This is a genomic window from Bacillus cereus group sp. Bce019, assembly GCF_051781745.1.
Taxonomy (GTDB): Bacteria; Bacillota; Bacilli; order Bacillales; family Bacillaceae_G; genus Bacillus_A; species Bacillus_A cereus.
This window is the reverse complement of record NZ_JBPWJX010000004.1, coordinates 152,237-176,156: the sequence shown is the minus strand read 5'-3', so window position 1 is coordinate 176,156 and position 23,920 is coordinate 152,237. Positions and strand designations below refer to the sequence as shown.

Here is a 23,920-nt window from a genome sequence, read left to right as displayed (position 1 = left end):
TCTTCCTAAACTTAATCGTAAAATCCAGTTATTTATAATTATACTCTGAACAGTAATATTTTGCAGTTATTTTTTATAAAAGATATGTTACAATTTAGCATGAGGTGGCACAATTCTATGAATATTTTCCTTTGTGGTTCAAATCAATTAACAGCATTAGATCAAGAAGAAATTAAAAAATTTTTAACTGACTATGCTCACAAACATAAAATTTACATATTATGTTATAAATCTATTGAAAATGAGGTTCTTCGTTTTTTCGTTGAGAATGAAAGACTCGCTCAAAATTTATGCCTTTACACGCTGCAACCATTGCAAGCAATTACAGATGAATTTCAAGAAGTCGTTGATTACTTAAAAAAACACGGAGCCGAATATGTTGCTTTTGATCATCCTTCTGACTCCATTTACCGATCAGATTATATGTTTTTTGTTAAACAAATTATTGAAGACACTGATTTAGTTCTCTGTTTTTATAATGGGGACAAACATACATCTGTCATCCCTGTCGATGTTGCAAAAGAAGCAGGTATTGATGCTGTCATTTATGATTTACCAGGATTACATGAAAAGCAAATGAAAAAAAGCTTTGAACAAAAAATTCGTATGATGTAAAGGGGGAGGCACAATATCATTATTGTGCCCATTGTAAATATGATAATTGAACAAGATTATGATCATTTTATCGCGAGTTTTAAACAACAATTCAATATGGACATCGCTTCATATAAACAAGATAGAATGCGCCGTAGAATCGATGCTTTCATTTCGAGAAAAGGCTTCGAAAACTACACTAATTTTTTAAACAAATTACGCGCTGATCAAAATTTATTTTTAAATTTTATTGACTATATTACAATTAACGTTTCAGAGTTTTTTAGAAATAAAGAACGATGGCAAACTTTAGAGTCGAAAGCACTACCAAAATTACTCGAACAAAATAGCGGAAAATTAAAGGTATGGAGTGCCGCTTGCGCTGCTGGTGAAGAACCGTATACACTCTCTTTAATTTTATCGAAGCATCTTGCTCCATTTCGTTTTGAAATTCAAGCAACAGATCTTGATTTTCATATTTTAGAAACCGCAAAACGCGGTCAATATACAGAACGTTCGTTAAAGGAATTACCTAATGATTTGAAAGAACGTCATTTCACAAAAGAGAATGATCTATATTCATTGCATCAAAACATTAAACAAAACGTCTCGTTTAAACAACATGACCTTTTAATGCAGTCATTCGATACAAATTATGATTTGATTATTTGTCGCAATGTAATGATATATTTCACAGAAGAAGCAAGAGTAAAACTTTACGAAAAATTTAGTCGTTCTTTACGAAAAGGCGGTGTACTATTTGTTGGTAGTACGGAACAAATTTTAACACCCGAACGTTACAATCTTCAGCGATTTGATACATTCTTCTACGAAAAAATATAAAAGAGGTCGTCACAATGGAGTGACGACCTTTTTACATAACTCGAATTAAAATAATACCGACAATCCATATGAAGAGAAAAAGAAACGTCATAGACCATTTATGTTCTTGCATCGTTTGTTTCAATGCCTGTGATAATTGTGTCATGTTCATTTCCGCAAGCGCTCTCCATACACTTACATCCCGATCTTTAGCAATGCGGTCTGTAACGCTAATTAAAATTGTTTCGTTAGACAATTTCGTTATATAAGCAGTAATAACCGTTACCATCAAATTTATATTTCCTTCTGAAGAATCACTTTCCACTCTAGAGATAAGTGCACTCACATCGAGTAACGGAATATGTACTTTTCTACCAAATGATAGTTGTACTTCAGCGAAATCATATGTTCCATCTAACAAAGGAAGTTCTTTTATATGCGCCTGCTTAACAAGCCCTTGTAGGCTTCTAATTACTTGTTCAAATATTTTTTCTGTTTGCTTACCTTCTCCAGATAACGTATGTAACTTTTTAAAAAGTTGTAACACTGTATCCATCTCTTTAGAAAGCATTTCCTTCATAATCTTTCCATCACTTAAACTTGCAAGTAAAATACCTATTTCATTATTTTTCGAAATAATTTTAGACTGTCCAGTAAACACTAAATTGCTACGCTTTCGTTCTTTCTGGATTTCATGTTCCGAAATAGCTGCAGGCTGTTTTAATGGTTGTAGCGTCTTATCTTCAATTGTCGTACGTTTAATCTCCATTTAAGCGCCTCCACTACTATGAAATAATTAGCCCCATTCTTTATTACTCTTTAAAACTAAAAACAGTACGAACAAACCTGACATGATAGTAAATACATCCGAAGCTTGTACTCCCTGTTCACCTTTTTCTTCTTTCTTGTCTTTCGGTTCTTCTTTTTGTTCTTTCTTTTTAGAGGCAACTTGTTTGTTATTTTTCTCTTTTTGGTCCTTCGCCTTATGTACTTCCTTGTTGTCTTCGAACGGCTCTTTTATAACGTAAGTAAATTCCTCTTTCTCTTCCAACGGTTCTTTTATAAACTTATTTACTTTCTCATCTCGCTTCGGAATTTGAACAACTGGCAAATTTTCTTCTGGAACCGGGTTTTTGACTTTGGAATCTTCTTGCTTCTCATTTTCTTTCTTATCTTCTAATTCATTTTCTAGTTTATTATCTAATTTATCTTCTTTCTCTTCTATCTTTTTATCATCTTCATTTTTTGGCACCAAAACAGAAATGGTATATTCACTTTCCTCAACAAGTTTATTACCTGCTGCATCTATTATCTCTACAAGTAATTCGTATGGCCCAGCCGGCAATGCTTCTGTTAGTTCAAATACTTTTTGCCAATCCATATCATGCTTGTTGTAGTCTAATAAAAACGAAAGCTCTTTATTTTCTTTCCCTTTTAATGTAACGCGCACTTCTTTTACAACCGATTCTATATCTGATGCTTTTACTCGTATATGTATAGAATCTCCCTGTTTTCGTTCAACTAAGTTCTCTTTTACTTCATCAATAGTAACTTTCTGTAACTTTGGCAATTCTTTATCTATAGTTGGCGTTTCATTTTTAATACGAATGAGCGGGACTTTCACTTCATTTTTTATGAGCTCTTCTTTCTCATTCTCTTTGTAACTTTGAACGAGCTGAAGATTCCAATCACCTTGCAAATCAAAATCCCCTGCTTTATAGTTAGCAACCCAGCTCTTCGTTTCTTCATCATACTCAAAAGATAACATTCTTTCTTGCGCATATTGCTCCCCATTTTTTTGTAACTGCAATATCCCTTTCATACTTTGAATGTTTTTCCCATTTGGTTCTACAGCAATTCGCACCTCTTCGCCAACTTTAAGCTCCGGCTTATTTACTGTAATAATTCCCTGTTCTGTTTCTATCTTTCTTTCACTCAATTGTTTATTTACTACTTCTTGTTGTTCTGCTTCTTTTTGTTTCTCTTCATCTTGCTTCGTTTCCACTTGCTCTGACGATTCTTGAGATTCCTTATTTTCTTCTTGTACATTCACTTCATTTATTTTTTGATCTGACTCAATTTGTTCCTCAGCCTGACTTTGCAAGGGGAAGAACAAGCATACATGTATGCATAGCCAACTCATTAGAAAAAACTTTACGTTTTTCATCTACTAGTTCAAACTCCTATTTCAATGCCTTATAGTGATTTCGTCACTTTTACTCCGAAAAATCCATCTACATTTACAAGTTCACCATACGCCACTAATACATCATTTACATAAATACGAATTGGTTCATCAATATCCTCATCTAGCACAACTGCTTCATTTTCTTGTAAACTTAATATATCTTGAATCGTTTTCACTGTACTTCCAAATACAAATTTCACGTTCATTTCTACATTTTTTAGAATGGACGTGTCCATATATACTGGTTCCATTTGTTTTACTTCTTTAAATTCAATAGGTTGCACAACTGGTTCTACAATTTTTTCTTCTTCAATTTCTTCTGTGGCAATCTCTTCTTCTTCCACCATTGGATACAGAAGTCGCCTTACCATTTCTTTCGCTTCAGAAATTGGCAAAATTTGATACATTTTCGATTGAAGCAGATCACCAATTTCAAGATTGAACGTAATTTGAACGAGTTCGTCCACTTCCATTGACTCTCCCAAATACTCCATTTCTTCTTTTAACGTTACAAATTTAACATTTGGCGGCGTCATGTCCATTTTTTCTTGGAACATTTCTGACATCGCCGTAGCAGCATGACCCATCATTTGGTTCATAATTTCTTTAATACCGCTCAGTTCTAATTCAGTAAGCTCTTTTTCCGGATCAACTTCCCCTGTTCCCATCATCATTAAATCTACCATTGTTAAGGCGACATCTTTCGTAAATACGAATACATTCTCATTCTTTAGCCCTTCAACAAAGTCAACATTTAAAATAACAAATGGCACTGGTACTCCATCATAATGACGAACATTGATTGCTTCCACATTTGGTGTACTAATTGTAACTGGCTGATTTAAAAGCGTTGACAATACTGTTGAAGCGGAACCAATTGAAATATTTGCAATTTCACCAAGTACATCTTTCTCTTCTTGTGTTAAATGCTCTTTTTCAACTTGTTCTTCTACAATCTCAGTTTCCACTACTTCTGCTGGTTCGACTGTTTCTTCTACTTCACCAGATAATTGCATTAATTTATTTACCATTTGTTTCGCATGATCAACTGAAACAATTTGTACAAGTTTAGAGTTTACAAGATTATCTATCTTTAAATCAAACGACACTTTAACAATCGTATGATTCCCATCGATTTCAGAAATTTTCTCCATTTCTTCTGATAACTTTACAACTTTAATCGTCGGCGGAGACATATCTACTGTATCTTGGAAGAATTCCGACATAGATGTAGCTGCGAATCCCATCATTTGATTCATCGCTTCTTGTACAGCACTTAGCTCTAATTCGCCAAGTTCTTTTCCGTCCTCCACTTCACCTGTTCCCATCATCATTAAATCAGCAATGGATAATGCAACATCTTGCTTAAGGACAAGAAGGTTTTCCATATCTAATCCTTTTGTAAAATGAATGTTTAATACAACATGTGGAACTTCGACATCTCTTGAATCATATAAATCTACCAACTCTATGCGAGGAGCAGTAATGCTTACTTGCCTATTTAAAATTGTTGATAATACAGTCGAAGCTGAACCAAATGATATATTTGCAATTTCGCCAAGAATATCGCATTCTTGAGGCGTTAAATGCTCATTTTCTTTTTCTAGCACAATCGTGCTCGTATCCCCTTTTGTGTGTTGCTCAGGCATTTTCCCTGCCTCCTCATTTCTGTTTTTCTATCAAATAATATAAACTCTTATTTTATTTTAGCAAACTCATTAGTATAAAACGTTACTATGTATCCCATTATTAGATTCGTCGCAATTAGCCAAAAAGCTCCCCAATTGTATACAAGTGGGGAGCTTTCCTTCATTCCTATTATAAACCTTCTGGGTTTAAAATGAGGACCACTCGTCCATCACCGAGAATCGTCGCACCAGAGAAATAGTTAGAACTCTCTGCAAAGAAGTCACCTAATGACTTTAAGACTATTTCTCTTTGACCGATAATTGTGTTTACAATAAGTCCATAGCTGCGATGTGTATTACGAACAATTAACACAGGAACCATTTGACCATCATATGACGCAAACGCCTCATCTACTGTTTTTTCACCAAATACAGTACTTAAATGTTTCACTTCAATAATTTGATTACGATAATTTAACACATCTTTTCCTTGTAAGGATTGGATGTCTTCTCTCTTAATTCGAATTGCTTCAACGATATTTCCAAGAGGTAAAGCATAACGCTTATCATTCGTTTGAACAAGCATAGATTGAATAATAGACAACGTTAATGGAAGTTCAATTCTAAATGTACTTCCCTTTCCTTCCTCAGAATCAATAATTAAATGTCCACCTAAACTATGAATCGTATGTTTTACAACATCTAATCCGACACCGCGTCCAGAAAGATCTGATACAACTTCAGCTGTACTAAATCCTGGTTGGAAAATAAGATCAAACACTTCACGATCTGTTAATCTATTCGCATCCGCTTCAGTTACAACGCCATTTTTAATCGCTTTTTCTAATACTTTCCCTTTATTAATACCGTTTCCATCATCCGTAATTTGAATAACGACATGATTTCCACTATGAAAGGCTTCTAATTTAATCGTACCTGTCTCATTTTTACCTGCATCACGTCGTTTTTCAACAGTTTCAACACCGTGATCGATTGCATTTCGAATTAAATGAACGAGCGGATCACCGATTTCATCAATAACAATTTTATCTACTTCAGTATCTTCACCTGTAATTTGTAAATCGATTTTTTTCCCTAAATCTTTCGCTAACATACGTACCATACGCGGGAAACGATTGAATACAGTTTCAATCGGCACCATACGCATATTTAATAGTACATTTTGAATATCTTTTGAAATATCGCCTAATCGATTTAAATGTTCAATTAGCTCCTTGTTTTGAATCGTTTGAGCCAATTCATCAATGCGCCCACGTTCAATTACACTTTCTTCAAACATATTCATTAATCTTTCGATTTTCTCTAATTGAACACGAATTGAACGATTCTCCACTTTTGCATTTTTCGTTTTTGTAGTACTTTTAGCCGGCATAGCACTTGAAGGTTGATTCGTTGCCTCTATCGGTGATTTTACTTGCGTAACCACAGCAGGTTGTAGCTTTTCTTCTACTTGCACAACTTCTTGTGTAACGACCTTTTTAGAAGCTACTTCCTTCGATATAGGTTCTCCTTGCTTTACTTCCACTTTCTCAATTTCAGAAACATGAAGTACTACTTGTTTCAATTCTTCTATACTACAATCAGTATCCATAAATACTGTAAATTCAAATCCGAAAGCATCTGCTTCAATTTCTTCAATACTCGGAGCTGTTTTTTGTATATTCCCTACATTTTGCAATGCTTCAATACACATAATGGCACGTACTGCTTTTAAAATTGCTTGCTGTTCAACTGTTATATGCACTTCATGCGAAACTGCATCATCGGTGTCTATATGATTTTGCTCTATATGTTCCGTAGGAGTTTCTACATTGCCGTTCAATAATGCTTCTAATTTCTGTTTAGTTGAGGCTACATCAATATTGCCCATTCCACCTTGTTGCACATCTGTAACCATCTTCTCCAAATTATCAATGCACTCAAAAATCACATCAATAATATCCGCATTTACAACTATATTTCCATGACGAATTTCATCTAACACATTTTCCATCTTATGCGTTAAATCAGCCATTTCCGTAAATTCCATGCTCGCAGACATACCTTTGAATGTATGAGCGGATCGGAATATTTCTCCTACAACATCCATATCAGCAGGATTTTGTTCTAACACTAGCACATTTTCATTTAGCGACTGTAAATGTTCTTCTGACTCTTCGAAAAATATATTTAATAGATCTGTTTGCATTTTTATCCCCTACCTGTCTAACAAACATTTCATTTATGTATAACAATTTAGTGTTTTACAATGAGAAAAAAGGGGGCCACACGTCGATCCGCTATCACTGTTTTGATTCCTTGTGGCACCCCTTCTATATTAACTATTTGCTACTTTTGTTAAAGCTTCAATTACACGATCCGCTTGGAATGGCTTTACAATAAAGTCTTTTGCCCCGCCCTTAATTGCATCTAATACCATACCTTGTTGTCCCATTGCAGAACAAATAACAACCTTTGCACTTGAATCAATTTTAATAATTTCTTTTAATGCTTCAAGCCCGTCCATTTCTGGCATAGTAATATCTAATGTTACAATATCAGGTTGAAGTTCTTTATACTTTTGAATTGCTTCTACCCCATTCTCTGCTTCGCCAATAACTTCAAATTCAGCATTACTTTTTAATAAGTTTTTAATCATCGTTCGCATAAACATCGCATCGTCTACTACTAAAATTTTATGTGCCATTCTTTTTAATTCTCTCCTTCTATGTATAAATATATCTTAATATTTCACCTTATCATTCTCACTCATTATACAAAATAAAATGATAAAATTTAATATTTTTTTAAAAGAATTTTCGTGTTTTTATTATTTTATTATTAAAATAATAATATACTACTCTTTTATATAAATAACAACGCGACGGTTTTTTTCCCAGTTTTGCGGTGAATCATTTGGTACAATTGGCTTTGTGTCTGCATATCCTACCGCAGCTAGCCTTTTATCGTCTACATTATACACTTCAATTAAATGGTGAATCATATTTGCCGCTCGTGCTGAAGATAACTCCCAATTAGAAGGGAATTTCTCGTTATGAATAGGTCTACTATCTGTATGTCCCTCTACAACAATTGGGTTAGGTACGGATTGAAAAAATCCAACTAATTGACTTATTATCCCTTTCGCTTCGGGCTTAACGTTCGCATCGCCTGTATCAAATATTAAATTATCTACTATAACGACGCTTACCCCTGTATCCTCTCGATATACATTCACTTGACTAATACCATTATTATCTACATATGCTTTTAACTTCTTATATAATTCATCCATTCTCTTTTTTGAAATCATTTTTTCATCATTTTTTTCATGTGAAATATCCGGTATTGTATTTTCCATTACTTTTGCATCTACTTGCCCCGTATCACTAAACTTTTCAAGCATCTTTGACAATTTTACTGCATCTTGCTTTGATGTAGCAACTAGTAATACAAAGAAAGTTAATAATAACATCGTTAAATCTGTAAAAGTCGTCATCCAACGAGGCGATCCCTTTTGCGGTCCTTTACTCATCATACCACTCCTTGAAATATTAGGCTGCTCCTTTTACCTTTTTTACCTTTGTTTCGTATACGTATGTATCCAGTTTCAACTTTAATTTAGAAGGGATTTGTCCACGATACAATTCTGAAATTGCTTCTATTACAAACTTCTTCTCTGTATATAAATCTTCAATACCACGATATACTTTTTCCGCAAGAGGGATTGCAATCATATTCGCAAGTACAGACCCATATAATGTCGTTAGCATCGCAACTGCCATTCCTGTACCAATTTGCGATGTATCTTGTAAGTTTTGGAGCATAATGATAAGACCGATTAACGTACCAATCATTCCCCAAGCTGGAGCAAAATCACCAATTTTATCTAATAATGCTGCTCCTTTTCTTAACTCATACACTTCCGTTTCAATATCTTTCAATAACACTTCTTTTAATTCATCTTCATCGTAACCGCTTAACATTAATCGAATTCCTTTTTGAATAAAAGGATTATCCACTTGCTCTCCATCTACCTCTAAAGAAAGCAAGCCGTTCTTTTTAGACTTTTTCGAAAAATCGACAAACAAATCTGTTAACTGTTCTAAATCTTCTTCTCTTCTATGTAAAACAGTAAAAATGCTTTTCGTATATTTTTTTATTTCTCCAAATCGATATGCCACAACAATTGTCGCTGTTGTTCCCCCTATGACAATTAAAATAGATGAAATATCTAAAAAGTTTTTGAAAGCTTTTATTCCACCGCCACCAAGCATAATTGCCGCTATCACTATAATGAAACCTACTATAATGCCCACTGGGCTAGAAATATCAAACTTCCTTTTTCTTCTTTGTGGTCTAGCTAATACTTGATTTTTCTCTCCCATATTTCTGCCCTTTCCTTTCCATTTTTATATAACATTTTTTTATTTTAATAATACGTTTTCACATATAACATGTATTATACGCTTATCATCTGTTTATCGCAATATACTCATAAAATTGACACATTTCATTTCTATATTAGAATTATGGTATGAATAAATGAGGAGGATCACGATGGAACACAACATTTTACAAGTCATTGCATTAGCAGAAAAACTAAAATATGAAATGCGACATAGCTGGCTTTCCAACGGACGTCAAGAAAGTGTTGCCGAACATACATGGCGGATGTCTCTAATGGCCATTTTAGTTGAACCTTATTTGGATCAAAAAGTAAGTATTGAGAAATTACTTAAAATGGTTATTATTCACGACCTAGTCGAAGCCGAAGCTGGTGATATTCCTGCTTTTGATACAATGAATAGTCACGAATTACAGCTACAAAAACAAAAAAATGAACTGGAGGCTATTTTAAATATTAAACAAACGTTAACAGGTTCTCTCGGCGAGGAATTATATGACTTATGGATGGAGTTTGAAGCGAAAGAAACGTACGAAGCAAAAGTTGCTAATGCACTCGATAAACTTGAGGTGAAAATCCAGCATAACGAAGCTGATATTGATACGTGGCTACCAATTGAACATAAAATGACATTCCAAGTAGCAAAGCATACAAACTTTGATTCTTTCTTATCTAAATTACAAAAAATTATTGAACAAGATGGAGAAAAGAAGTTAATTGCTGCCGGCATTGATGTTGAGGCATGCAAGCAATAATGAAATAAGACACTCAACAAGAGTGTCTTATTTCATTATTGTTGATATAGCCTGCTTATAAATAAGCTGTTGTTTTCCATCCACTAAGATTAAAACTGTAAATTTATCTACTCCAACAACTTCTCCTACTATTCTAACGCCACTCTTTAAGAAAATGGTAACTGTACCTTTTTCTTCTTTTATTTGTTTATACAATTCTTCCTGTAAATGTTCCAATTACTGTCCTCTCCTTTCTGTGAAACATCTTAATATAAAAAACTATAAATTTTTTATTTATGCACTTTGTCTTTTATGTTCATAAACTTATTAATAAGTATATCTAAATCACGACTAAATAACAAAACTTTATCATGATCCAATCCGTGTCTCGCAACAAGTTGAATTAACTCTTTCTTTTTGTTTTCTATTTTATTTTTTAATTGTCCCATCTCCATCTCTATACTAAAACTCCCTTTTCCCATAATATTACTTGTAAAATTATAGTACATATTCTCTCATAAAAAAATAAGAAAATGGTTTTTTTTACAATTTTTTATTTTTTATGCCTAAATTATGAATTACGTAAAGGTTTATTTACAAATCACTAACATGCAATCCTAATGAATCTACGGGCATTTGTCTAATTATAAATGAGACTGGCTCGTTTTCTATACAAAAAACATACTGTATATAGTAGTCCATGAACCATATAGATTAACTTACTAAAAAGGAGGAAAACATATGAGTTATGGTGGAAGTTGCGCTGGTTTCGGCGGTGGATTTGCTTTGCTTATCGTACTATTCATCCTTCTAATCATCATCGGATGTAGCTGTTGGGGTGGCGGCGGATACGGATATTAATATATCCTATCCTTGAAAAATGAACTAAAAACTATAGAAAAACAGCTCAAATATGAGCTGTTTTTTTTCATACTTTCGTATGAATTTATATCCCTCTTATTTGCGATTTCAACTAGCAACATATTGTTTACTATGGAATAAGAAACATTTTTACTAAGGGGGATTACAATGATTAGAGGTCTTTACGAAGCACATTTACCTGTCCGCAACTTAAAAGTATCAATACCTTTTTATGAATCACTAGGGCTAAAATTATATAAAAGAGGAGATAATATTGCTTTCTTTTGGATTAAAGAAAATGAGAGTTGGCTCGGCCTTTGGGAAGGCACAGAATACAAAGTGAATTATCACCCCTCTTTACGACATATCGCCTTTCAAGTAAGTTTACATGATTTAGAAAATGCGATTCATTGGCTAAATCAAAAAGGAATTTCAGCACGAAAAGACTTTGGAATGGAACCAATTGAACCGATTGTTTTTCCGGAATTAGCACATGCAGCCGTATACTTTAACGACCCTGATGGAAATAGTTTAGAATTGATTGCACAATTACCTGTTGGACTTCCTACAGCGGAAAAAGTGTATTTAAGTGAGTGGAAAGAACAAATTCAAACATCGTCATTACATAAGGAATAATCTATTTATGTCAGTTTCTTATTCCACACTTCTTAAAACAAATAAAAACTTCAATAAACTATTTTATGGGCAAACATTAAGTGTACTTGGGGATTGGTTCCATACGGTAGCTTTATTAACATTTGTCTACAGCATAACGGAATCGCCGTTTATGATCGCACTTACTTTTATAAGTAAAAGTTTACCACAGCTTCTTCTTAGTCCATTCATAGGCGGAATTATAGATCGTTTCTCTAAAAAGAATATTATGATTTTCACCGATATTACACGGGGAATTCTAGTCCTTACATACTTACTCGCAGGCTATAAAATTGAGATTATTTTCATTGCTAATATATGTTTATCTGTACTTGCTTGTTTATTTGAACCAGCTAAACAAGCAACCTTAAAAAATATCGTACACCAAAATCATTTCGTAACTGCTAACTCTCTTTCTAGTACAATTAATGGTTTTATGTCTATTATGGGGGCTTCTTTGGGCGGAGTAATTGCACAATCTTTACATATTGAGTTCGCTTTTTTAGTAAATAGCCTATCATACTTTATTTCAGCCTATTTTATTTATAACATGAGTATTCCTGCTCATGATACTTGTAACAAGAACAAAGCATTTTTCACTGATATAAAAGGTGGTTATACATACATATTACAAACAAAAATCATTTTAACATTAATTCTTGTCGGCATTTCATGGGGCATTATTGGAGGCGCTTATCAACTACTTCTAACGATCTATGCCGAAAAAATTTTCCATACGAACATTGGGATTTTATATACGGTTCAAGGGGCTGGGCTTATGATAGGAAGCCTTCTCGTTAATCTTTATATATCCCATAATAAAGAAAAAATGAAAAAAGTATTCGGTTGGGCCTACTTATTACAAGGAATTTTCTTTCTCGGATTCATTCTATCCGATCAACTTATTATCGGTATCATTACTTTATTCTGTATGCGTATAGCAGGAGGAATCATCGTTCCACTTGATACGACATTACTTCAAACTTACACACACGAAAATATGATAGGTAAAGTTTTTTCATTCCATTATTCTATTTACGGATCTCTTATTCAGTTATCGATGTTTTTTACAGGAGGGCTGTTAGAAATTCTTTCTCCTCAAATGATTGGCAGTTTATTAGCTACATGCTGTATTTTTGTAAGTTTTATATGGATGTTCTTATTTTATCGCGGGGATCTCAGTGAATAATTTAATGATAATCAATACATTTTGATCCCATTCATTATTTGTTTCCCCATAATAAAATTGTTTCAAAATGTAAGTCGGATTTTTTAGTTAAAGAGCCTTATATGGCAATACTATTTGAGAAAAAACTAGATATTTATGTTAAAATACAAATGAGTTTGTGAAATATTGCACTTAAATAATAGACTTTAACTAGTTAAACTTGATTAAATAGGAGGGCTGTTTTGGGTATCACATTCATTTTCGTATGTATTATATTAGTGGCTTCTATTCTGCAAGCAAGTACAGGTTTTGGCTTTTCCATAATGGCAACCCCTTTCTTACTTATGTTATTTCTACCACAAGAAGCTATACAAATAAACATTATTTTATCTTTAATTATTTCCATTTCACTCATTTGGAAAATAAGAATGGACGTTGATTTTGTTCTACTGAAAAGGTTTATTTTTGGAAGTATAGTTGGTGTTCCTTTTGGCATTTTAATTTTCATTTCCGTTAACATAAACACTTTTAAATTAGCAGTTAGCATCCTACTCTTACTATTAACATTATTGCTAATATGCAACGTTAAGATTAGATCAACACAATCTAGAGATTTCATAGTTGGTGGATTATCTGGTCTTTTAACGACAAGTATCGGTATGCCCGGCCCACCCCTGTTACTTTATTTTACAGGAACTGATACTGAAAAAGAGAAGTTAAGAGCAACTACATTAGCTTTTTATTTGTTTATATATTTCATTAGTCTAGTAACCCAAATACTCTTTACTGGCACAAACAAAACCATTTGGGAATCAAGTCTTTATGCCATTCCAATTGTATTTTTAGGTTTGTTTATAGGTCAAATTATTTTCAAATGGCTTAATCAACGAATTTTTAAAATATTTACGTATATTCTTTTGAGCTGCACAGGTATATATCTTCTTATTGAAAGTTTGCATTTGTTATAAAAGGTGCTTTAGTTTGTGCCATAACAGATAGGTTTCAAATGAAGTATCGTTATATTTTTAAACATGATAACGATAAAAAGCGGCTATTATGCCGCTTTTTATTTTCAAATTAAATATTTTAAAACTAGAAGCCCACCTATCGCTATTACAAACATATTGAAAAAAATCAGCCAACTTTTTTCAATATCTTTATATCTCTCTTCTTTCACTCCACGTTGTTTTAGCTTCTCAATTACGTTTTTTAATTCTTGTTCATGCTCGGTACTTCCTAATTGTATATAGTTATTATCTATAGTAATTCCATATACATTCTTCATTTTTTTATGTCTCGAAACTGCTTGAATTGAGCTAATTAGCACATTGTACTCATTTATTTTTTTGAAATAACAATCTAACGATTTAATTCGTAATCTTGTATTCGTTAAAACAATGTAATAATAAAAAGTAGCACCTGTCGTGAATATATTCGGTATAACTTTAGAATTTACAAGACTCCCCTCTTCTACTAATATTTCACATTCGATTTTTTCTCCTTCTTGTAACTCTTTACGAACTAATTCTTCCAACATTTGCATCGTTAATTTCTTCAATAACTCCCCGTTTTTCACATAATACTTATCTATATTGATGGACTCATTTGCTTCTTTCTCTAAACGTGTAATTTCTTCCTCTGAATATTGGAGCTCATTTAACATCGATAATAATCTTTTATCCATATTACACACTCCCTTTCCACAGTTTTTGAAGTTTCCTCTTCCCACGAGAAATTCGATTGTATATATAATCCGCCGTTACTTTTAATTCTTTCGCAATATCGTCAATGGAATATCCATCAATATACCTCTTTAAAAAAATATATCGATCTTTCTTATTTAAATCTTGAACTATTTCCATAATCTCTTCTTCTTGTTCTATTTCATACCTATCATGTACACCTGTATCTATTTCTACGTCTTTATCGATTGTATTCTCTTTATATACTTTCTTTTTATATTCCAATGCCTTCAATTTAGTAATACCAATCATCCAAGATTTTAAGTTTCCCTTTTCTGTATCAAATTGGTCGATATTAAACCAAATGACAGTAAATACATCGTTATAACAATCATCCACATATTGTTTTTCAATAGGGGTACTTAATGATTTATGAATAATGTACAAAATTAATTTTCCATATTGATCAATCACTTCTTTCAAAGCATCTTGATCATGTTTTTTCATAGCTATAATTAAATCCTCTTCAGAATTGAAAATCATAAGCCTCTTCCTTCCTCAGTTCCCCTTTAGCAGCTGCTTTTACTTACTATCGGCATTTCATTCTCATTTTCTATCACTTTTGTAAAAAATTATTAATTTTTATTTCTATGTATATGATAACAAACAAAATACCTAAGTTCAGAAAGAATAAACAACTTTCTGGCCTTAGGTATTTCTCCTTCCCAAAAAGGCAAACCCGCATCACAGGTTTGCCTCTTTACTCACTTCTTATTTAATCCTTTTTCACTTAAGAACTCTTTCATATGCATTCTTTTTTCTTTAGACATAAACGAACTCATTGATTCCGTCCATGTTACGTTTTTCTTGTTTGATGATCTTTCTTTATAATACGCGCTCATCGTTTCATCATATTCATTTAATAATTCATCATATTTCTTTTCATCATATCCATTTTCATGAAGGATTGCTGCTACTGGTAAACGTGGTTTCACTCCATGATCTTCATCTGGTACGCCGACTGTCATTCCGAATACAGGATATACTTTATCAGGTAAATGAAGCAGTTCACTCACTTCTCTCGGATTATTACGAATACCACCAATATAACAAATACCGTATCCTAACGATTCTGCTGCTAGTGCTAAGTTTTGCGCAAAAAGCGAAGCATCTACCGTCGCAACGATAAAGTCTTCTACTCCCTCATGCTTTATCTCTGTACTATGTTTTTCACATGCAATTTCAAGTCGTTTTAAATCTGCACAACAAACAAAAAATGCTGCACAGTCCTTCACATGACGATTTCCGGATAGCTCTGCTAGTTTAGCCTTTAATTCCTGATCTGTTACATATATAACAGAATACGCCTGTACAAAATGTGATGAAGCTGCATGTTGCGCAGCGTGCACCATCTTTTCTACTACATCTTTCGGAATTGATTCTTCTTTATATTTACGAACTGAAACATGTTGCTCCATCTTATGTATGATCTCATTCATGAAAATCACTCCTTTTTTCTCTTCATAATGAAAAATTAACATATCTTTTTCAATTTTCACAACTTATAAGCACAAAAAGAGCAATTCTTTTTGAACTGCTCTTTTTTAAAACGTTTATCGATACGGTAAATGAAATTATACTTATCTTATTACGCCGTTTTCAAAACTTTAATACCTTTTACGATATTCCAAATGAAGTAGTAAATTCCTACAAGAATGAACACTGCATATGTGATCATCATTCCAATTCCAGCACCGTCAGATTGATTGAATCCTAAACCGAATATTCCTGATATCGCTAATCCTCCGAATAAAATTGCGTACGGGAAAACATGTGACCAAAATGCTTTTTTCGCGTGGTATTTCACTTCATCTTCCGCAACGAAGTACACGATAATTGGTAGTAAAAATGGTGCAAAAAAGATACTAAAGTAACATAGTGAAGATAGTATATTATTTCCTTTCATCCGACTCACCTCTAAATAGTTTTTGTTATCTTCATTATGTCAGGAATCCATTCTAGAAACTATCGCTTTACCTTTCATTAAGATGACATGTTTGTAAGATTTTCCTCAAAAAATCCCACCTGGACTTTCAGACGGGATTTTTTTCTCTATATTCGATTCATAAACCAATATTGCGTAATGGCTAAATACTCACGTATATTCGATGGAATGACAATTCGCTTTGGTGTTTCGGCCGGAAGACCTTCTAATTGTAACCCTTGCTTAGCTGCTATTTTTTTCGCTCTAAACATGTGGAAATCGTTTGTTACGATCATTCCTTTTTTCATATTGTCCGGAATTAAAGGTTTTGAGAATTTAATATTTTCATCAGTACTCGTTGACTTATCTTCCATTATAATGCGGTCTTCTGCAATTTTTAATTTCATTAATTCATTTTTCATTGCTAATGCTTCTGAAATATCTTCCCCTTTTCCTTTCCCTCCAGATACAATAGCGATTGCTTTCTCATGTGATTTCAAATACTCAGCTGCTTTATCAATACGATATTGCAATGAGTACGATGGTTTCGTTCCGTTTACTTTCGAGCCCAATACAATTATATAATCAGCTTCATAGGTCGCATTCATTTGCCCATGCTTATAAATGTTATATTGTAAAAATCCCACATAAACGGCGCAAACCATTATAATTCCTATCATATACTTAATTATTTTTTTCTTTTTCATATCCATATACTCCTATGTTCTTTGCTTCTTTCATGATAATATCCATTTATTTGTTTGTATACAGACAAATTCCAATTCAACCTAATTTATCCTCTAGAAAGTAATATTTATATTACTTTCGGGAATAGTAAGTACAACTTTACACGAAGGAGTGTCTCTATTGCTTCTCTTTTTATGTAACGTGTCGTTCTTTTTTATCTTATTTTTACTATCGCTTAAGTTACTCGGTAAATCCGCGTTAGCACAACTAACTCCTCATGATTTTGGGGCTATAATCTTTTTATCTTATTTAGCTTTCCAAGCCATACCCGTCTCTGGTGCTTTACAAGCATTTCTCGGTATGGTTATTATCACATGTTTACATTTACTCCTTACAAAATTAAGCCTATTCAACAAACTAAATCGTTTTATTCTCGGACACCCTATCATTTTAATTAAACATGGTGATATTATTTTTGAGAACTTACAAAAAAGTAGATACCCCATTGCAGAACTGCTTTCTAATCTTCGCGTTGCAGGATATCCAAGTGTTCATGAAATTGAATACGCTATTTTAGAAGCGAACGGCGCTATTAGTATTTTACCAAAAAGAGAACTTGTACCATTAACTCCAAAAGATTTAAACATAGAAGTTAAGTATGCTGGATTACCAATTGCACTTATCGTCGATTCACAAATTCAATATGATAACTTAAAGTTAATACATAAAGATGAAAAATGGTTATATAAAGAATTAAAGGAAAAAGGAATTACAAATATTAAAAACGTTGCCTTTGCTTCTGTTCAAGAAACGGATGGATCTTTTGCGATTAGTTTAAAGGAATAAAAAAATCCCCTTAATTGCTTAAGGGGATTTTCTTCATCATATCGCTTCTTTCTCTCCTGCCATATTTAATGGAACAGGATGTTTCATACGATTCATCGTAAATACGATAATCGCTGTCATTACTTCTGCAACTGGCATAACGAGCCAAATTCCGTTTATCCCAAATAATTTCGGCATAATCCATAACAATGGAATAATAAATAGTAATCCTCTGCTCATTATAATAAGTACTGATTTCTTCGTTTGTCGCACTGATTGGAAGTACTCTCCATACACAATGTTATAACCTAAAAATACGTATTGGATAAAGAATAAGCTAATACCTGTTAAGGTTAACTCCAATAATTCTGGAGATTGGACATCAAATAAACCAATGATATATTTCCCGAAGAATAATCCGACAATTATCGCAATGCCTCCGAGGACAACTGCAATTTTCACAGCAAACTTCAATCCTTCACGAAGTCTCTCTGATAAATTTGCCCCATAATGGAAACTAGCAATTGGCTGTAATGCTGCTCCAACACCAAAGAATAATAGTAATGTCATTGCATGAATACTATTCACCATCGCATAGGAAGCTACTCCTACTTCTCCTGCATATTGAACGAATGCGATATTAAAACCAATCGTTACGATTGCAACCGTACTTTCTGCTGTAAAACTTGGGAAACCAATCACCATAATTTGTTTGACAGTATCCCATTCAAAATGGAATTTCGTCCACTTTAAAATACTACTTTTTCTAAAGAAATGAGTTAATAATACAAGGAAACCAATCGCTGCCGAAAGAATAGTCGCTGAAGCAGCACCTGTTACGCCCCATCCAAAGATAAAAATAAAGATATAGTCAAACACTATATTTAATACAGCTGTTACAACAAGACCAGCCATTGCTAAATTAGGATTTCCATCATTTCGTATGAATGTACTTAAAATATTTTCTAAAACGTATATCATTCCAAATGTTAATAATACGTGTAAATAGTCTAACGCATATGGTAGAATTACTTCATTTGCACCAAATAAGTATGCTAAATCTTCTATTCTCCATAAGCAAATAGCCGCTAAAACACCTACGATAACAACTGCTACCGTCATGGATTGAGTAAAAATAGACCTTGCTCTCTCTCGTTTATTTTCACCTAATGCAATGGAGTATAATGTTGCCCCACCCATTCCGATCCATAATGAAATAGAGAAGAAAATCGAAAATGCTGGAATAGCCACGTTCACTCCTGCTAAACCGTTCGCCCCAACTCCTCTACTAATCATGACCGCATCAATTACAATATTCACTGACATTAATACCATTCCAAGAACGGCTGGTATTAAATAAGAAATAAATAAGCTTTTTATCGGTTTTTCTCTTAATTTTTCTGTTGCTTCCATACTCTAATATGCTCCTTTTTTTCAACTCTCTTTTCTTAGTTTAAACCTTCAAGTAACTTGAAGGTCAAGAGAGAATTAAAAAACAGGTAACTGACTTATACTAATGAATGTAAATTTGTAATCAATTCAAAGGTTTTCATCTTATTTTTTCACTACAGGAATTTGAATTTCTGTTACTTGCTCCTCTGGATTTTCTGTTACAGACCAATCAATCAATCCAATCTCAATCGAATCTCCATGTACTTCGTAACCTGCTTTATCAATGTATGTAAGTAACTCCTTGTACGTTGCATCTGTTTCTTCATACGGTCCATGATGATAAGAGCAAGCATATAAACCTTCTTTAATTTCATCTGAAGTATGCACTTCATACGGCATATAATCCAAAAGAATAAATACACTGCTATATGCTTGAAACTCATTTTGCATTAATCCTTTTTTCGCAACAGTTACACCAATATCTCCAGAAAATAAACTATCATCCATTTGCCTCATATTTTTTTGTAACGAATGGATGTAGTACTCAAACATATCATCCGTCGTATTTGGAGCAACCGCAATTGCTGTAATTTTTCGCGGCGGAATCTCTTTAATTACCATTTGTTCAGCTTTTGCTTTTGTTGCTTTCTTAATTAAATGAATTCTATGCTCCATTTTCGCCAAAGCATACTCAATTTCTCTTTGTTTCTTCAGCATCATCTCTTGTTGTTTTTCCAGTAAATTGAGTGCGTATGCTGGATTTCTTTCATCAATATATTTCTTAATTTCCTTTAACGGAATATTTAACTGGCGTAAAAATTTAATCGTATCTAAAAGTGAAAATTGATCGATTGTATAATAACGATAATTCGTTTGAGGATCCACAATGGACGGATGAAAAATTCCTTTTTCATCATAATACCTTAATGTAGATTCTGCGATATTATGCATTTTCGCCATTTCTCCAATTGTAAAACGTTTATTTAATAACATCTTTTATTTCCTTCCATTTCTATTTATTTCATTATATGTTCATTTTCTCTTCAAAACAAAAAAGAATTCCCATACGAGAATTCTTTTTTACTATTAAACCTCTATTATTATAGGAAGAATCATCGGCTTTCGTTTTGTATTTGTATATATATACTTCCCTAATGCTTCTCTTACCTCCCTTTTCAAAATACCCCAGCTATTCACATTCTCTTTCTTTAAATTATTAATCGTAATAACAGCTAATTTATTTAATTCTCTTAGAAATTCTTCTGAATCACGGACATAGACAAATCCACGAGAAATAATATCTGGACCTGAAATTATTTCTCCATCCACTTTATTAAAAGTAATAACTATAACGAGCATTCCATCTTCTGAAAGTTGTTTACGATCACGTAATAATGCATTTCCAACATCTCCAATTCCTAATCCATCTACATATATATTTCCTGCCTGTATTCTTCTAGATTGAATTGCCACTTCATTACTTATATCTACAACATCTCCATTACGTACAATAAAGATATTTTCCTTTTCAATACCAATTGATTCTGCTAACAAACTATGGTGGTGTAGCATTCTAAACTCTCCATGAATTGGAATAAAATATTTTGGCTTCATTAATGTAAGCATTAACTTCAACTCTTCTTGATATGCATGACCGGATACATGCACTCCAGTAGAACTACCTGATCCGTAAATCACCTTTGCTCCTAATGCAAATAAATTATCGATAATTCGAGAAACGTTACGTTCATTTCCTGGGATAGGGGTCGCGGCTATAATAACCGTATCTTCTGGTAAAATATCCACTTGTCTATAGTTTCCACTAGCTAAACGCGCTAAAGCTGCCATTGGTTCTCCTTGACTTCCTGTACAAAGTATTGCAACCTGCTTTGGATCTAAACGATTTACCTCATTTGCTTCAATCAACATACCTTCTGGAATATGTAAATAACCTTTCTCTAGAGCAACCTCTACTACATTTACCATACTTCTCCCTAGCAAAGCTAGTTTTCGATTTGTTTTTATACATGCTTCAACTATTTGCTGAACACGATTCACATTAGAAGCAAACGTAGAAATAATTACTTTTCTATTTGCTTTCATAAATATTTCCTCTATCCGTTCTCCTACTGACCTTTCTGATGGAGTAAAACCTGGGCGTTCTGCATTTGTGCTTTCAGATAATAAAGCTAGTACACCTTCACTTCCTATTTTAGCCATTTTATGAATATCAGGATGTTGATTATTTACTGGTGTTAAATCAAATTTAAAATCACCTGTATGTACTACAGTACCTTCTGGTGTATGAAAAACAATACCGAGACAATCCGGAATACTGTGGTTCGTTTTAAAAAAAGTTGCCTTAATAGAACCACAATCAATTTCTGATTCTGAATGAATAACGATTAATTCCGTATCATTTTGAAGATTGTGTTCCTTTAATTTAATTTCAATTAAACCTAACGTTAACTTTGTTGCATAGATTGGTACATTTAGTTGTTTTAAAAAATATGGTATTCCACCAATATGGTCCTCATGCCCGTGTGTTACTATTAAACCGCGAATTTTTTCTTTATTTTCTTGCAAATATGTGACGTCTGGAATTATTAAATCAATCCCTAATAAACTTTCATCTGGAAATTTAGATCCACAATCAATGACGACAATATCATTTTCATATTGGATAGCATACATATTTTTTCCTATTTCATTTACTCCACCTAAAGCAACAATAGACAAGTTATTTTTTAATGCCTTCAAATTATAAATCCTCCCTTTCACAGTTATAGTTCGTAAAATAGTATGTAGACTTTATTATTTGTAATAGAAAAGGACTTCATACTATTTTATACATATAAAATTCACACACTACTCTTACACCTATATCCCAATAAGACAGCTTCTTCCTCAAAAAGCTCCCATTTTTTCATTGATTTTTTATAAAATCTATTATATATTAATTACAGGTTCAAATTACGAGTTCAAAAGAACTTGTAATCAGACCCTTTTGTTTAATGGGTTTTACATATTTTCATTAGGCAAATTCCGAGAAATCGTATGATAAAATTAAAAATGACGAGGAGAGGATCAGATGGAATTCGAATTTTTCTTTCAAATTGCACTTATTTTATTAAGTACAAAGCTTGCTGGTGATCTTAGTGTTAGATTAGGTCAACCTTCTGTACTAGGTAAATTAATTGTCGGTATCGTTATCGGTCCAGCTGTATTAGGTTGGATTGAAAATTCAGAGCTTCTAACTCAATTAAGTAATGTCGGGGTTATTCTTTTAATGTTTATGGCTGGACTTGAAACAGACTTAGAAGAATTAAACGCAAATCGTAATTCTTCTTTAGCAGTTGCACTCGGAGGTATCATTCTTCCATTCGTAGGTGGTTACGTTTCCGGTCTTGTGATGGGAATGGAACAAGGAAACGCTGTATTCTTAGGATTACTTCTATGTGCGACAAGTGTTAGTATTTCCGTACAAACACTTCGTGATTTAGGTAAAATGAAAACACGTGAAAGTACGACGATGCTTGGAGCCGCTGTATTTGATGACATTCTTGTTGTTATTTTATTAGCATTTGCAATGAGCTTCTTAGGCACAGATGATGTTAACTTAACAATGGTTATCTTGAAGAAAGTTGTATTCTTCGCTTCTATTATTTTAATCGGATGGAAAGGTGTTCCTGCGATTATGCGCTGGTTATCACCACTACGCGTATCTGAGTCTATCGTGAGCGCGGCTCTTATCATCTGTTTCTCATTCGCATATTTCGGCGAATTATTAGGAATTGCTGGTATTATCGGTGCTTTCGCTGCTGGTATTGCAATTTCTCAAACAAACTACAAACATGAAGTAGAAAAGAAAGTAGAACCAATTGCTTACGCTATGTTCGTTCCAGTATTCTTCGTTAGTATCGGTATGAATATTACATTTGACGGTATCGGTAATCAAATTTGGTTCATCTTAGCATTAACTGTTATCGCTGTATTAACGAAATTAATCGGCTGTGGATTCGGTGCACGAATGACTGGATTTGACGCTAAGTCTTCTGCAATTATCGGTGCTGGAATGGTTTCTCGTGGTGAAGTTGCACTTATCATCGCAGGAACAGGACTTTCTTCAGGTCTATTGGCACAAGATTACTTTACAGCAATTGTTATTGTCGTTATTTTAACTACAATGATTACACCACCAATGTTAAAATACACTTTTGGTGCAAAAGATAAAGCAATGAAAGCAAGTAAATAAGTTTACTATAATAAAAGGAGATTGCTATTTTATAAGAT

At 33.2% G+C, this 23,920-nt stretch carries 26 protein-coding genes; 9 read left to right on the top strand and 17 right to left on the bottom strand.

From position 1 onward, the window contains the following. Positions 1 to 117 precede the first annotated feature (117 nt). Positions 118 to 615: a flagellar motor switch protein FliG gene (locus ACS2QP_RS09175; RefSeq protein ID WP_001020110.1), complete on the top strand. Its 498-nt coding sequence runs from the start codon at positions 118 to 120 to the stop codon at positions 613 to 615. 39 nt (positions 616 to 654) lie between these two features. After that, positions 655 to 1,437, top strand: coding sequence for a protein-glutamate O-methyltransferase CheR (gene cheR, locus ACS2QP_RS09170; RefSeq protein WP_000582876.1), 783 nt, complete (start codon positions 655 to 657; stop codon positions 1,435 to 1,437). A gap of 31 nt (positions 1,438 to 1,468) precedes the next feature. Here cheR and ACS2QP_RS09165 read toward each other — a convergent pair whose 3' ends face one another. The 7 genes from ACS2QP_RS09165 to ACS2QP_RS09135 form a co-directional block, all read right to left on the bottom strand. Further along, on the bottom strand, positions 1,469 to 2,185 hold the full coding sequence (locus tag ACS2QP_RS09165) for a hypothetical protein (RefSeq protein WP_069604187.1): 717 nt from the start codon (positions 2,183 to 2,185) through the stop codon (positions 1,469 to 1,471). Positions 2,186 to 2,212: 27 nt separating this feature from the next. After that, complete coding sequence (locus ACS2QP_RS09160) at positions 2,213 to 3,583, bottom strand: transglycosylase (protein ID WP_438882347.1); 1,371 nt, start codon at positions 3,581 to 3,583, stop codon at positions 2,213 to 2,215. Positions 3,584 to 3,612: 29 nt separating this feature from the next. Further along, positions 3,613 to 5,253 (bottom strand): flagellar motor switch protein, encoded by a 1,641-nt coding sequence (locus tag ACS2QP_RS09155; RefSeq protein ID WP_078420966.1) that lies wholly within the window; start codon positions 5,251 to 5,253, stop codon positions 3,613 to 3,615. A 169-nt stretch (positions 5,254 to 5,422) separates the two neighbouring features. Further along, a complete protein-coding gene (locus ACS2QP_RS09150) occupies positions 5,423 to 7,441 on the bottom strand; it encodes a chemotaxis protein CheW (protein ID WP_438882346.1) in 2,019 nt (672 codons plus the stop codon). A gap of 129 nt (positions 7,442 to 7,570) precedes the next feature. Then, the gene (locus tag ACS2QP_RS09145; RefSeq protein ID WP_000940568.1) at positions 7,571 to 7,939 is read right to left on the bottom strand and encodes a response regulator; all 369 of its coding nucleotides are present in this window, start codon (positions 7,937 to 7,939) and stop codon (positions 7,571 to 7,573) included. 150 nt (positions 7,940 to 8,089) lie between these two features. Beyond that, positions 8,090 to 8,767 carry an OmpA family protein gene (locus ACS2QP_RS09140; RefSeq protein WP_000033627.1) on the bottom strand — a complete coding sequence of 226 codons (678 nt, stop codon included), beginning with the start codon at positions 8,765 to 8,767 and terminating at the stop codon, positions 8,090 to 8,092. A gap of 19 nt (positions 8,768 to 8,786) precedes the next feature. Next, on the bottom strand, positions 8,787 to 9,620 hold the full coding sequence (locus ACS2QP_RS09135; protein WP_000504185.1) for a flagellar motor protein MotP: 834 nt from the start codon (positions 9,618 to 9,620) through the stop codon (positions 8,787 to 8,789). Between the two features lie 172 nt (positions 9,621 to 9,792). Here ACS2QP_RS09135 and ACS2QP_RS09130 point away from each other — a divergent pair, with 172 nt between their 5' ends. Next, entirely contained in the window at positions 9,793 to 10,395 is a 603-nt protein-coding gene (locus ACS2QP_RS09130; RefSeq protein WP_000400780.1) for an HD domain-containing protein, read from the top strand. Positions 10,396 to 10,422: 27 nt separating this feature from the next. On the opposite strand, the gene hfq is transcribed toward ACS2QP_RS09130, so the two are convergent. Further along, a complete protein-coding gene (hfq, locus tag ACS2QP_RS09125; protein ID WP_000400665.1) occupies positions 10,423 to 10,611 on the bottom strand; it encodes an RNA chaperone Hfq in 189 nt (62 codons plus the stop codon). 53 nt (positions 10,612 to 10,664) lie between these two features. Beyond that, entirely contained in the window at positions 10,665 to 10,883 is a 219-nt protein-coding gene (locus tag ACS2QP_RS09120) for an aspartyl-phosphate phosphatase Spo0E family protein (RefSeq protein ID WP_000291688.1), read from the bottom strand. Between the two features lie 232 nt (positions 10,884 to 11,115). Between ACS2QP_RS09120 and ACS2QP_RS09115 the strand changes: the two genes are divergently transcribed. The 4 genes from ACS2QP_RS09115 (at position 11,116) to ACS2QP_RS09100 (ending at position 14,025) form a co-directional block, all read left to right on the top strand. After that, the gene (locus ACS2QP_RS09115; protein WP_000120179.1) at positions 11,116 to 11,235 is read left to right on the top strand and encodes a YjcZ family sporulation protein; all 120 of its coding nucleotides are present in this window, start codon (positions 11,116 to 11,118) and stop codon (positions 11,233 to 11,235) included. Between the two features lie 168 nt (positions 11,236 to 11,403). Then, positions 11,404 to 11,871, top strand: a complete 468-nt coding sequence (locus ACS2QP_RS09110; RefSeq protein ID WP_033696135.1) for a VOC family protein — start codon at positions 11,404 to 11,406, stop codon at positions 11,869 to 11,871. A gap of 7 nt (positions 11,872 to 11,878) precedes the next feature. After that, positions 11,879 to 13,078 (top strand): MFS transporter, encoded by a 1,200-nt coding sequence (locus ACS2QP_RS09105; protein WP_438882345.1) that lies wholly within the window; start codon positions 11,879 to 11,881, stop codon positions 13,076 to 13,078. A 221-nt stretch (positions 13,079 to 13,299) separates the two neighbouring features. Next, positions 13,300 to 14,025 carry a sulfite exporter TauE/SafE family protein gene (locus ACS2QP_RS09100; protein WP_017672981.1) on the top strand — a complete coding sequence of 242 codons (726 nt, stop codon included), beginning with the start codon at positions 13,300 to 13,302 and terminating at the stop codon, positions 14,023 to 14,025. Between the two features lie 104 nt (positions 14,026 to 14,129). Here the strand turns inward: ACS2QP_RS09100 and ACS2QP_RS09095 are convergent, their stop codons facing one another. From ACS2QP_RS09095 to ACS2QP_RS09075, 5 genes are all read right to left on the bottom strand, one after another. Further along, positions 14,130 to 14,741, bottom strand: coding sequence for a flagellar motor switch protein FliG (locus ACS2QP_RS09095; protein ID WP_103622780.1), 612 nt, complete (start codon positions 14,739 to 14,741; stop codon positions 14,130 to 14,132). Position 14,742: 1 nt separating this feature from the next. Next, positions 14,743 to 15,282 carry a sigma-70 family RNA polymerase sigma factor gene (locus ACS2QP_RS09090; protein ID WP_017672982.1) on the bottom strand — a complete coding sequence of 180 codons (540 nt, stop codon included), beginning with the start codon at positions 15,280 to 15,282 and terminating at the stop codon, positions 14,743 to 14,745. Positions 15,283 to 15,503: 221 nt separating this feature from the next. Beyond that, positions 15,504 to 16,238 carry an oxygen-insensitive NADPH nitroreductase gene (gene nfsA / locus ACS2QP_RS09085; RefSeq protein ID WP_061456995.1) on the bottom strand — a complete coding sequence of 245 codons (735 nt, stop codon included), beginning with the start codon at positions 16,236 to 16,238 and terminating at the stop codon, positions 15,504 to 15,506. Positions 16,239 to 16,387: 149 nt separating this feature from the next. Then, positions 16,388 to 16,705, bottom strand: a complete 318-nt coding sequence (locus ACS2QP_RS09080) for a DUF4870 domain-containing protein (protein ID WP_438882344.1) — start codon at positions 16,703 to 16,705, stop codon at positions 16,388 to 16,390. A gap of 146 nt (positions 16,706 to 16,851) precedes the next feature. Next, positions 16,852 to 17,430 carry a YdcF family protein gene (locus ACS2QP_RS09075; protein ID WP_000727396.1) on the bottom strand — a complete coding sequence of 193 codons (579 nt, stop codon included), beginning with the start codon at positions 17,428 to 17,430 and terminating at the stop codon, positions 16,852 to 16,854. Positions 17,431 to 17,590: 160 nt separating this feature from the next. Between ACS2QP_RS09075 and ACS2QP_RS09070 the strand changes: the two genes are divergently transcribed. Further along, complete coding sequence (locus tag ACS2QP_RS09070; protein WP_025709222.1) at positions 17,591 to 18,256, top strand: DUF421 domain-containing protein; 666 nt, start codon at positions 17,591 to 17,593, stop codon at positions 18,254 to 18,256. A gap of 36 nt (positions 18,257 to 18,292) precedes the next feature. Here ACS2QP_RS09070 and ACS2QP_RS09065 read toward each other — a convergent pair whose 3' ends face one another. From ACS2QP_RS09065 to ACS2QP_RS09055, 3 genes are all read right to left on the bottom strand, one after another. Continuing rightward, positions 18,293 to 19,648 carry an MATE family efflux transporter gene (locus tag ACS2QP_RS09065; RefSeq protein ID WP_000388399.1) on the bottom strand — a complete coding sequence of 452 codons (1,356 nt, stop codon included), beginning with the start codon at positions 19,646 to 19,648 and terminating at the stop codon, positions 18,293 to 18,295. Positions 19,649 to 19,789: 141 nt separating this feature from the next. Further along, positions 19,790 to 20,620 (bottom strand): MerR family transcriptional regulator, encoded by an 831-nt coding sequence (locus ACS2QP_RS09060; RefSeq protein ID WP_000925931.1) that lies wholly within the window; start codon positions 20,618 to 20,620, stop codon positions 19,790 to 19,792. Positions 20,621 to 20,713: 93 nt separating this feature from the next. After that, positions 20,714 to 22,387, bottom strand: coding sequence for a ribonuclease J (locus tag ACS2QP_RS09055; protein ID WP_000645618.1), 1,674 nt, complete (start codon positions 22,385 to 22,387; stop codon positions 20,714 to 20,716). Between the two features lie 331 nt (positions 22,388 to 22,718). Between ACS2QP_RS09055 and ACS2QP_RS09050 the strand changes: the two genes are divergently transcribed. Continuing rightward, complete coding sequence (locus tag ACS2QP_RS09050) at positions 22,719 to 23,882, top strand: cation:proton antiporter (RefSeq protein WP_000393901.1); 1,164 nt, start codon at positions 22,719 to 22,721, stop codon at positions 23,880 to 23,882. Positions 23,883 to 23,920: the final 38 nt, after the last annotated feature.

What these genes read in the sequence shown, in the direction of transcription:
- ACS2QP_RS09115 (WP_000120179.1), top strand. Translation starts at nt 11,116, where the DNA reads ATGAGTTATGGTGGAAGTTGCGCTGGTTTCGGCGGTGGATTTGCTTTG.
- ACS2QP_RS09095 (WP_103622780.1), bottom strand. Translation starts at nt 14,741, where the DNA reads ATGGATAAAAGATTATTATCGATGTTAAATGAGCTCCAATATTCAGAG.
- ACS2QP_RS09050 (WP_000393901.1), top strand. Translation starts at nt 22,719, where the DNA reads ATGGAATTCGAATTTTTCTTTCAAATTGCACTTATTTTATTAAGTACA.
- ACS2QP_RS09075 (WP_000727396.1), bottom strand. Translation starts at nt 17,430, where the DNA reads ATGAAAAAGAAAAAAATAATTAAGTATATGATAGGAATTATAATGGTT.
- nfsA (WP_061456995.1), bottom strand. Translation starts at nt 16,238, where the DNA reads ATGAATGAGATCATACATAAGATGGAGCAACATGTTTCAGTTCGTAAA.
- ACS2QP_RS09060 (WP_000925931.1), bottom strand. Translation starts at nt 20,620, where the DNA reads ATGTTATTAAATAAACGTTTTACAATTGGAGAAATGGCGAAAATGCAT.
- ACS2QP_RS09140 (WP_000033627.1), bottom strand. Translation starts at nt 8,767, where the DNA reads ATGAGTAAAGGACCGCAAAAGGGATCGCCTCGTTGGATGACGACTTTT.
- ACS2QP_RS09135 (WP_000504185.1), bottom strand. Translation starts at nt 9,620, where the DNA reads ATGGGAGAGAAAAATCAAGTATTAGCTAGACCACAAAGAAGAAAAAGG.
- ACS2QP_RS09090 (WP_017672982.1), bottom strand. Translation starts at nt 15,282, where the DNA reads ATGATTTTCAATTCTGAAGAGGATTTAATTATAGCTATGAAAAAACAT.
- ACS2QP_RS09105 (WP_438882345.1), top strand. Translation starts at nt 11,879, where the DNA reads ATGTCAGTTTCTTATTCCACACTTCTTAAAACAAATAAAAACTTCAAT.
- ACS2QP_RS09160 (WP_438882347.1), bottom strand. Translation starts at nt 3,583, where the DNA reads ATGAAAAACGTAAAGTTTTTTCTAATGAGTTGGCTATGCATACATGTA.
- ACS2QP_RS09110 (WP_033696135.1), top strand. Translation starts at nt 11,404, where the DNA reads ATGATTAGAGGTCTTTACGAAGCACATTTACCTGTCCGCAACTTAAAA.
- ACS2QP_RS09155 (WP_078420966.1), bottom strand. Translation starts at nt 5,253, where the DNA reads ATGCCTGAGCAACACACAAAAGGGGATACGAGCACGATTGTGCTAGAA.
- ACS2QP_RS09080 (WP_438882344.1), bottom strand. Translation starts at nt 16,705, where the DNA reads ATGAAAGGAAATAATATACTATCTTCACTATGTTACTTTAGTATCTTT.
- ACS2QP_RS09165 (WP_069604187.1), bottom strand. Translation starts at nt 2,185, where the DNA reads ATGGAGATTAAACGTACGACAATTGAAGATAAGACGCTACAACCATTA.
- ACS2QP_RS09145 (WP_000940568.1), bottom strand. Translation starts at nt 7,939, where the DNA reads ATGGCACATAAAATTTTAGTAGTAGACGATGCGATGTTTATGCGAACG.
- ACS2QP_RS09130 (WP_000400780.1), top strand. Translation starts at nt 9,793, where the DNA reads ATGGAACACAACATTTTACAAGTCATTGCATTAGCAGAAAAACTAAAA.
- ACS2QP_RS09065 (WP_000388399.1), bottom strand. Translation starts at nt 19,648, where the DNA reads ATGGAAGCAACAGAAAAATTAAGAGAAAAACCGATAAAAAGCTTATTT.
- ACS2QP_RS09150 (WP_438882346.1), bottom strand. Translation starts at nt 7,441, where the DNA reads ATGCAAACAGATCTATTAAATATATTTTTCGAAGAGTCAGAAGAACAT.
- ACS2QP_RS09120 (WP_000291688.1), bottom strand. Translation starts at nt 10,883, where the DNA reads ATGTACTATAATTTTACAAGTAATATTATGGGAAAAGGGAGTTTTAGT.
- cheR (WP_000582876.1), top strand. Translation starts at nt 655, where the DNA reads ATGATAATTGAACAAGATTATGATCATTTTATCGCGAGTTTTAAACAA.
- ACS2QP_RS09175 (WP_001020110.1), top strand. Translation starts at nt 118, where the DNA reads ATGAATATTTTCCTTTGTGGTTCAAATCAATTAACAGCATTAGATCAA.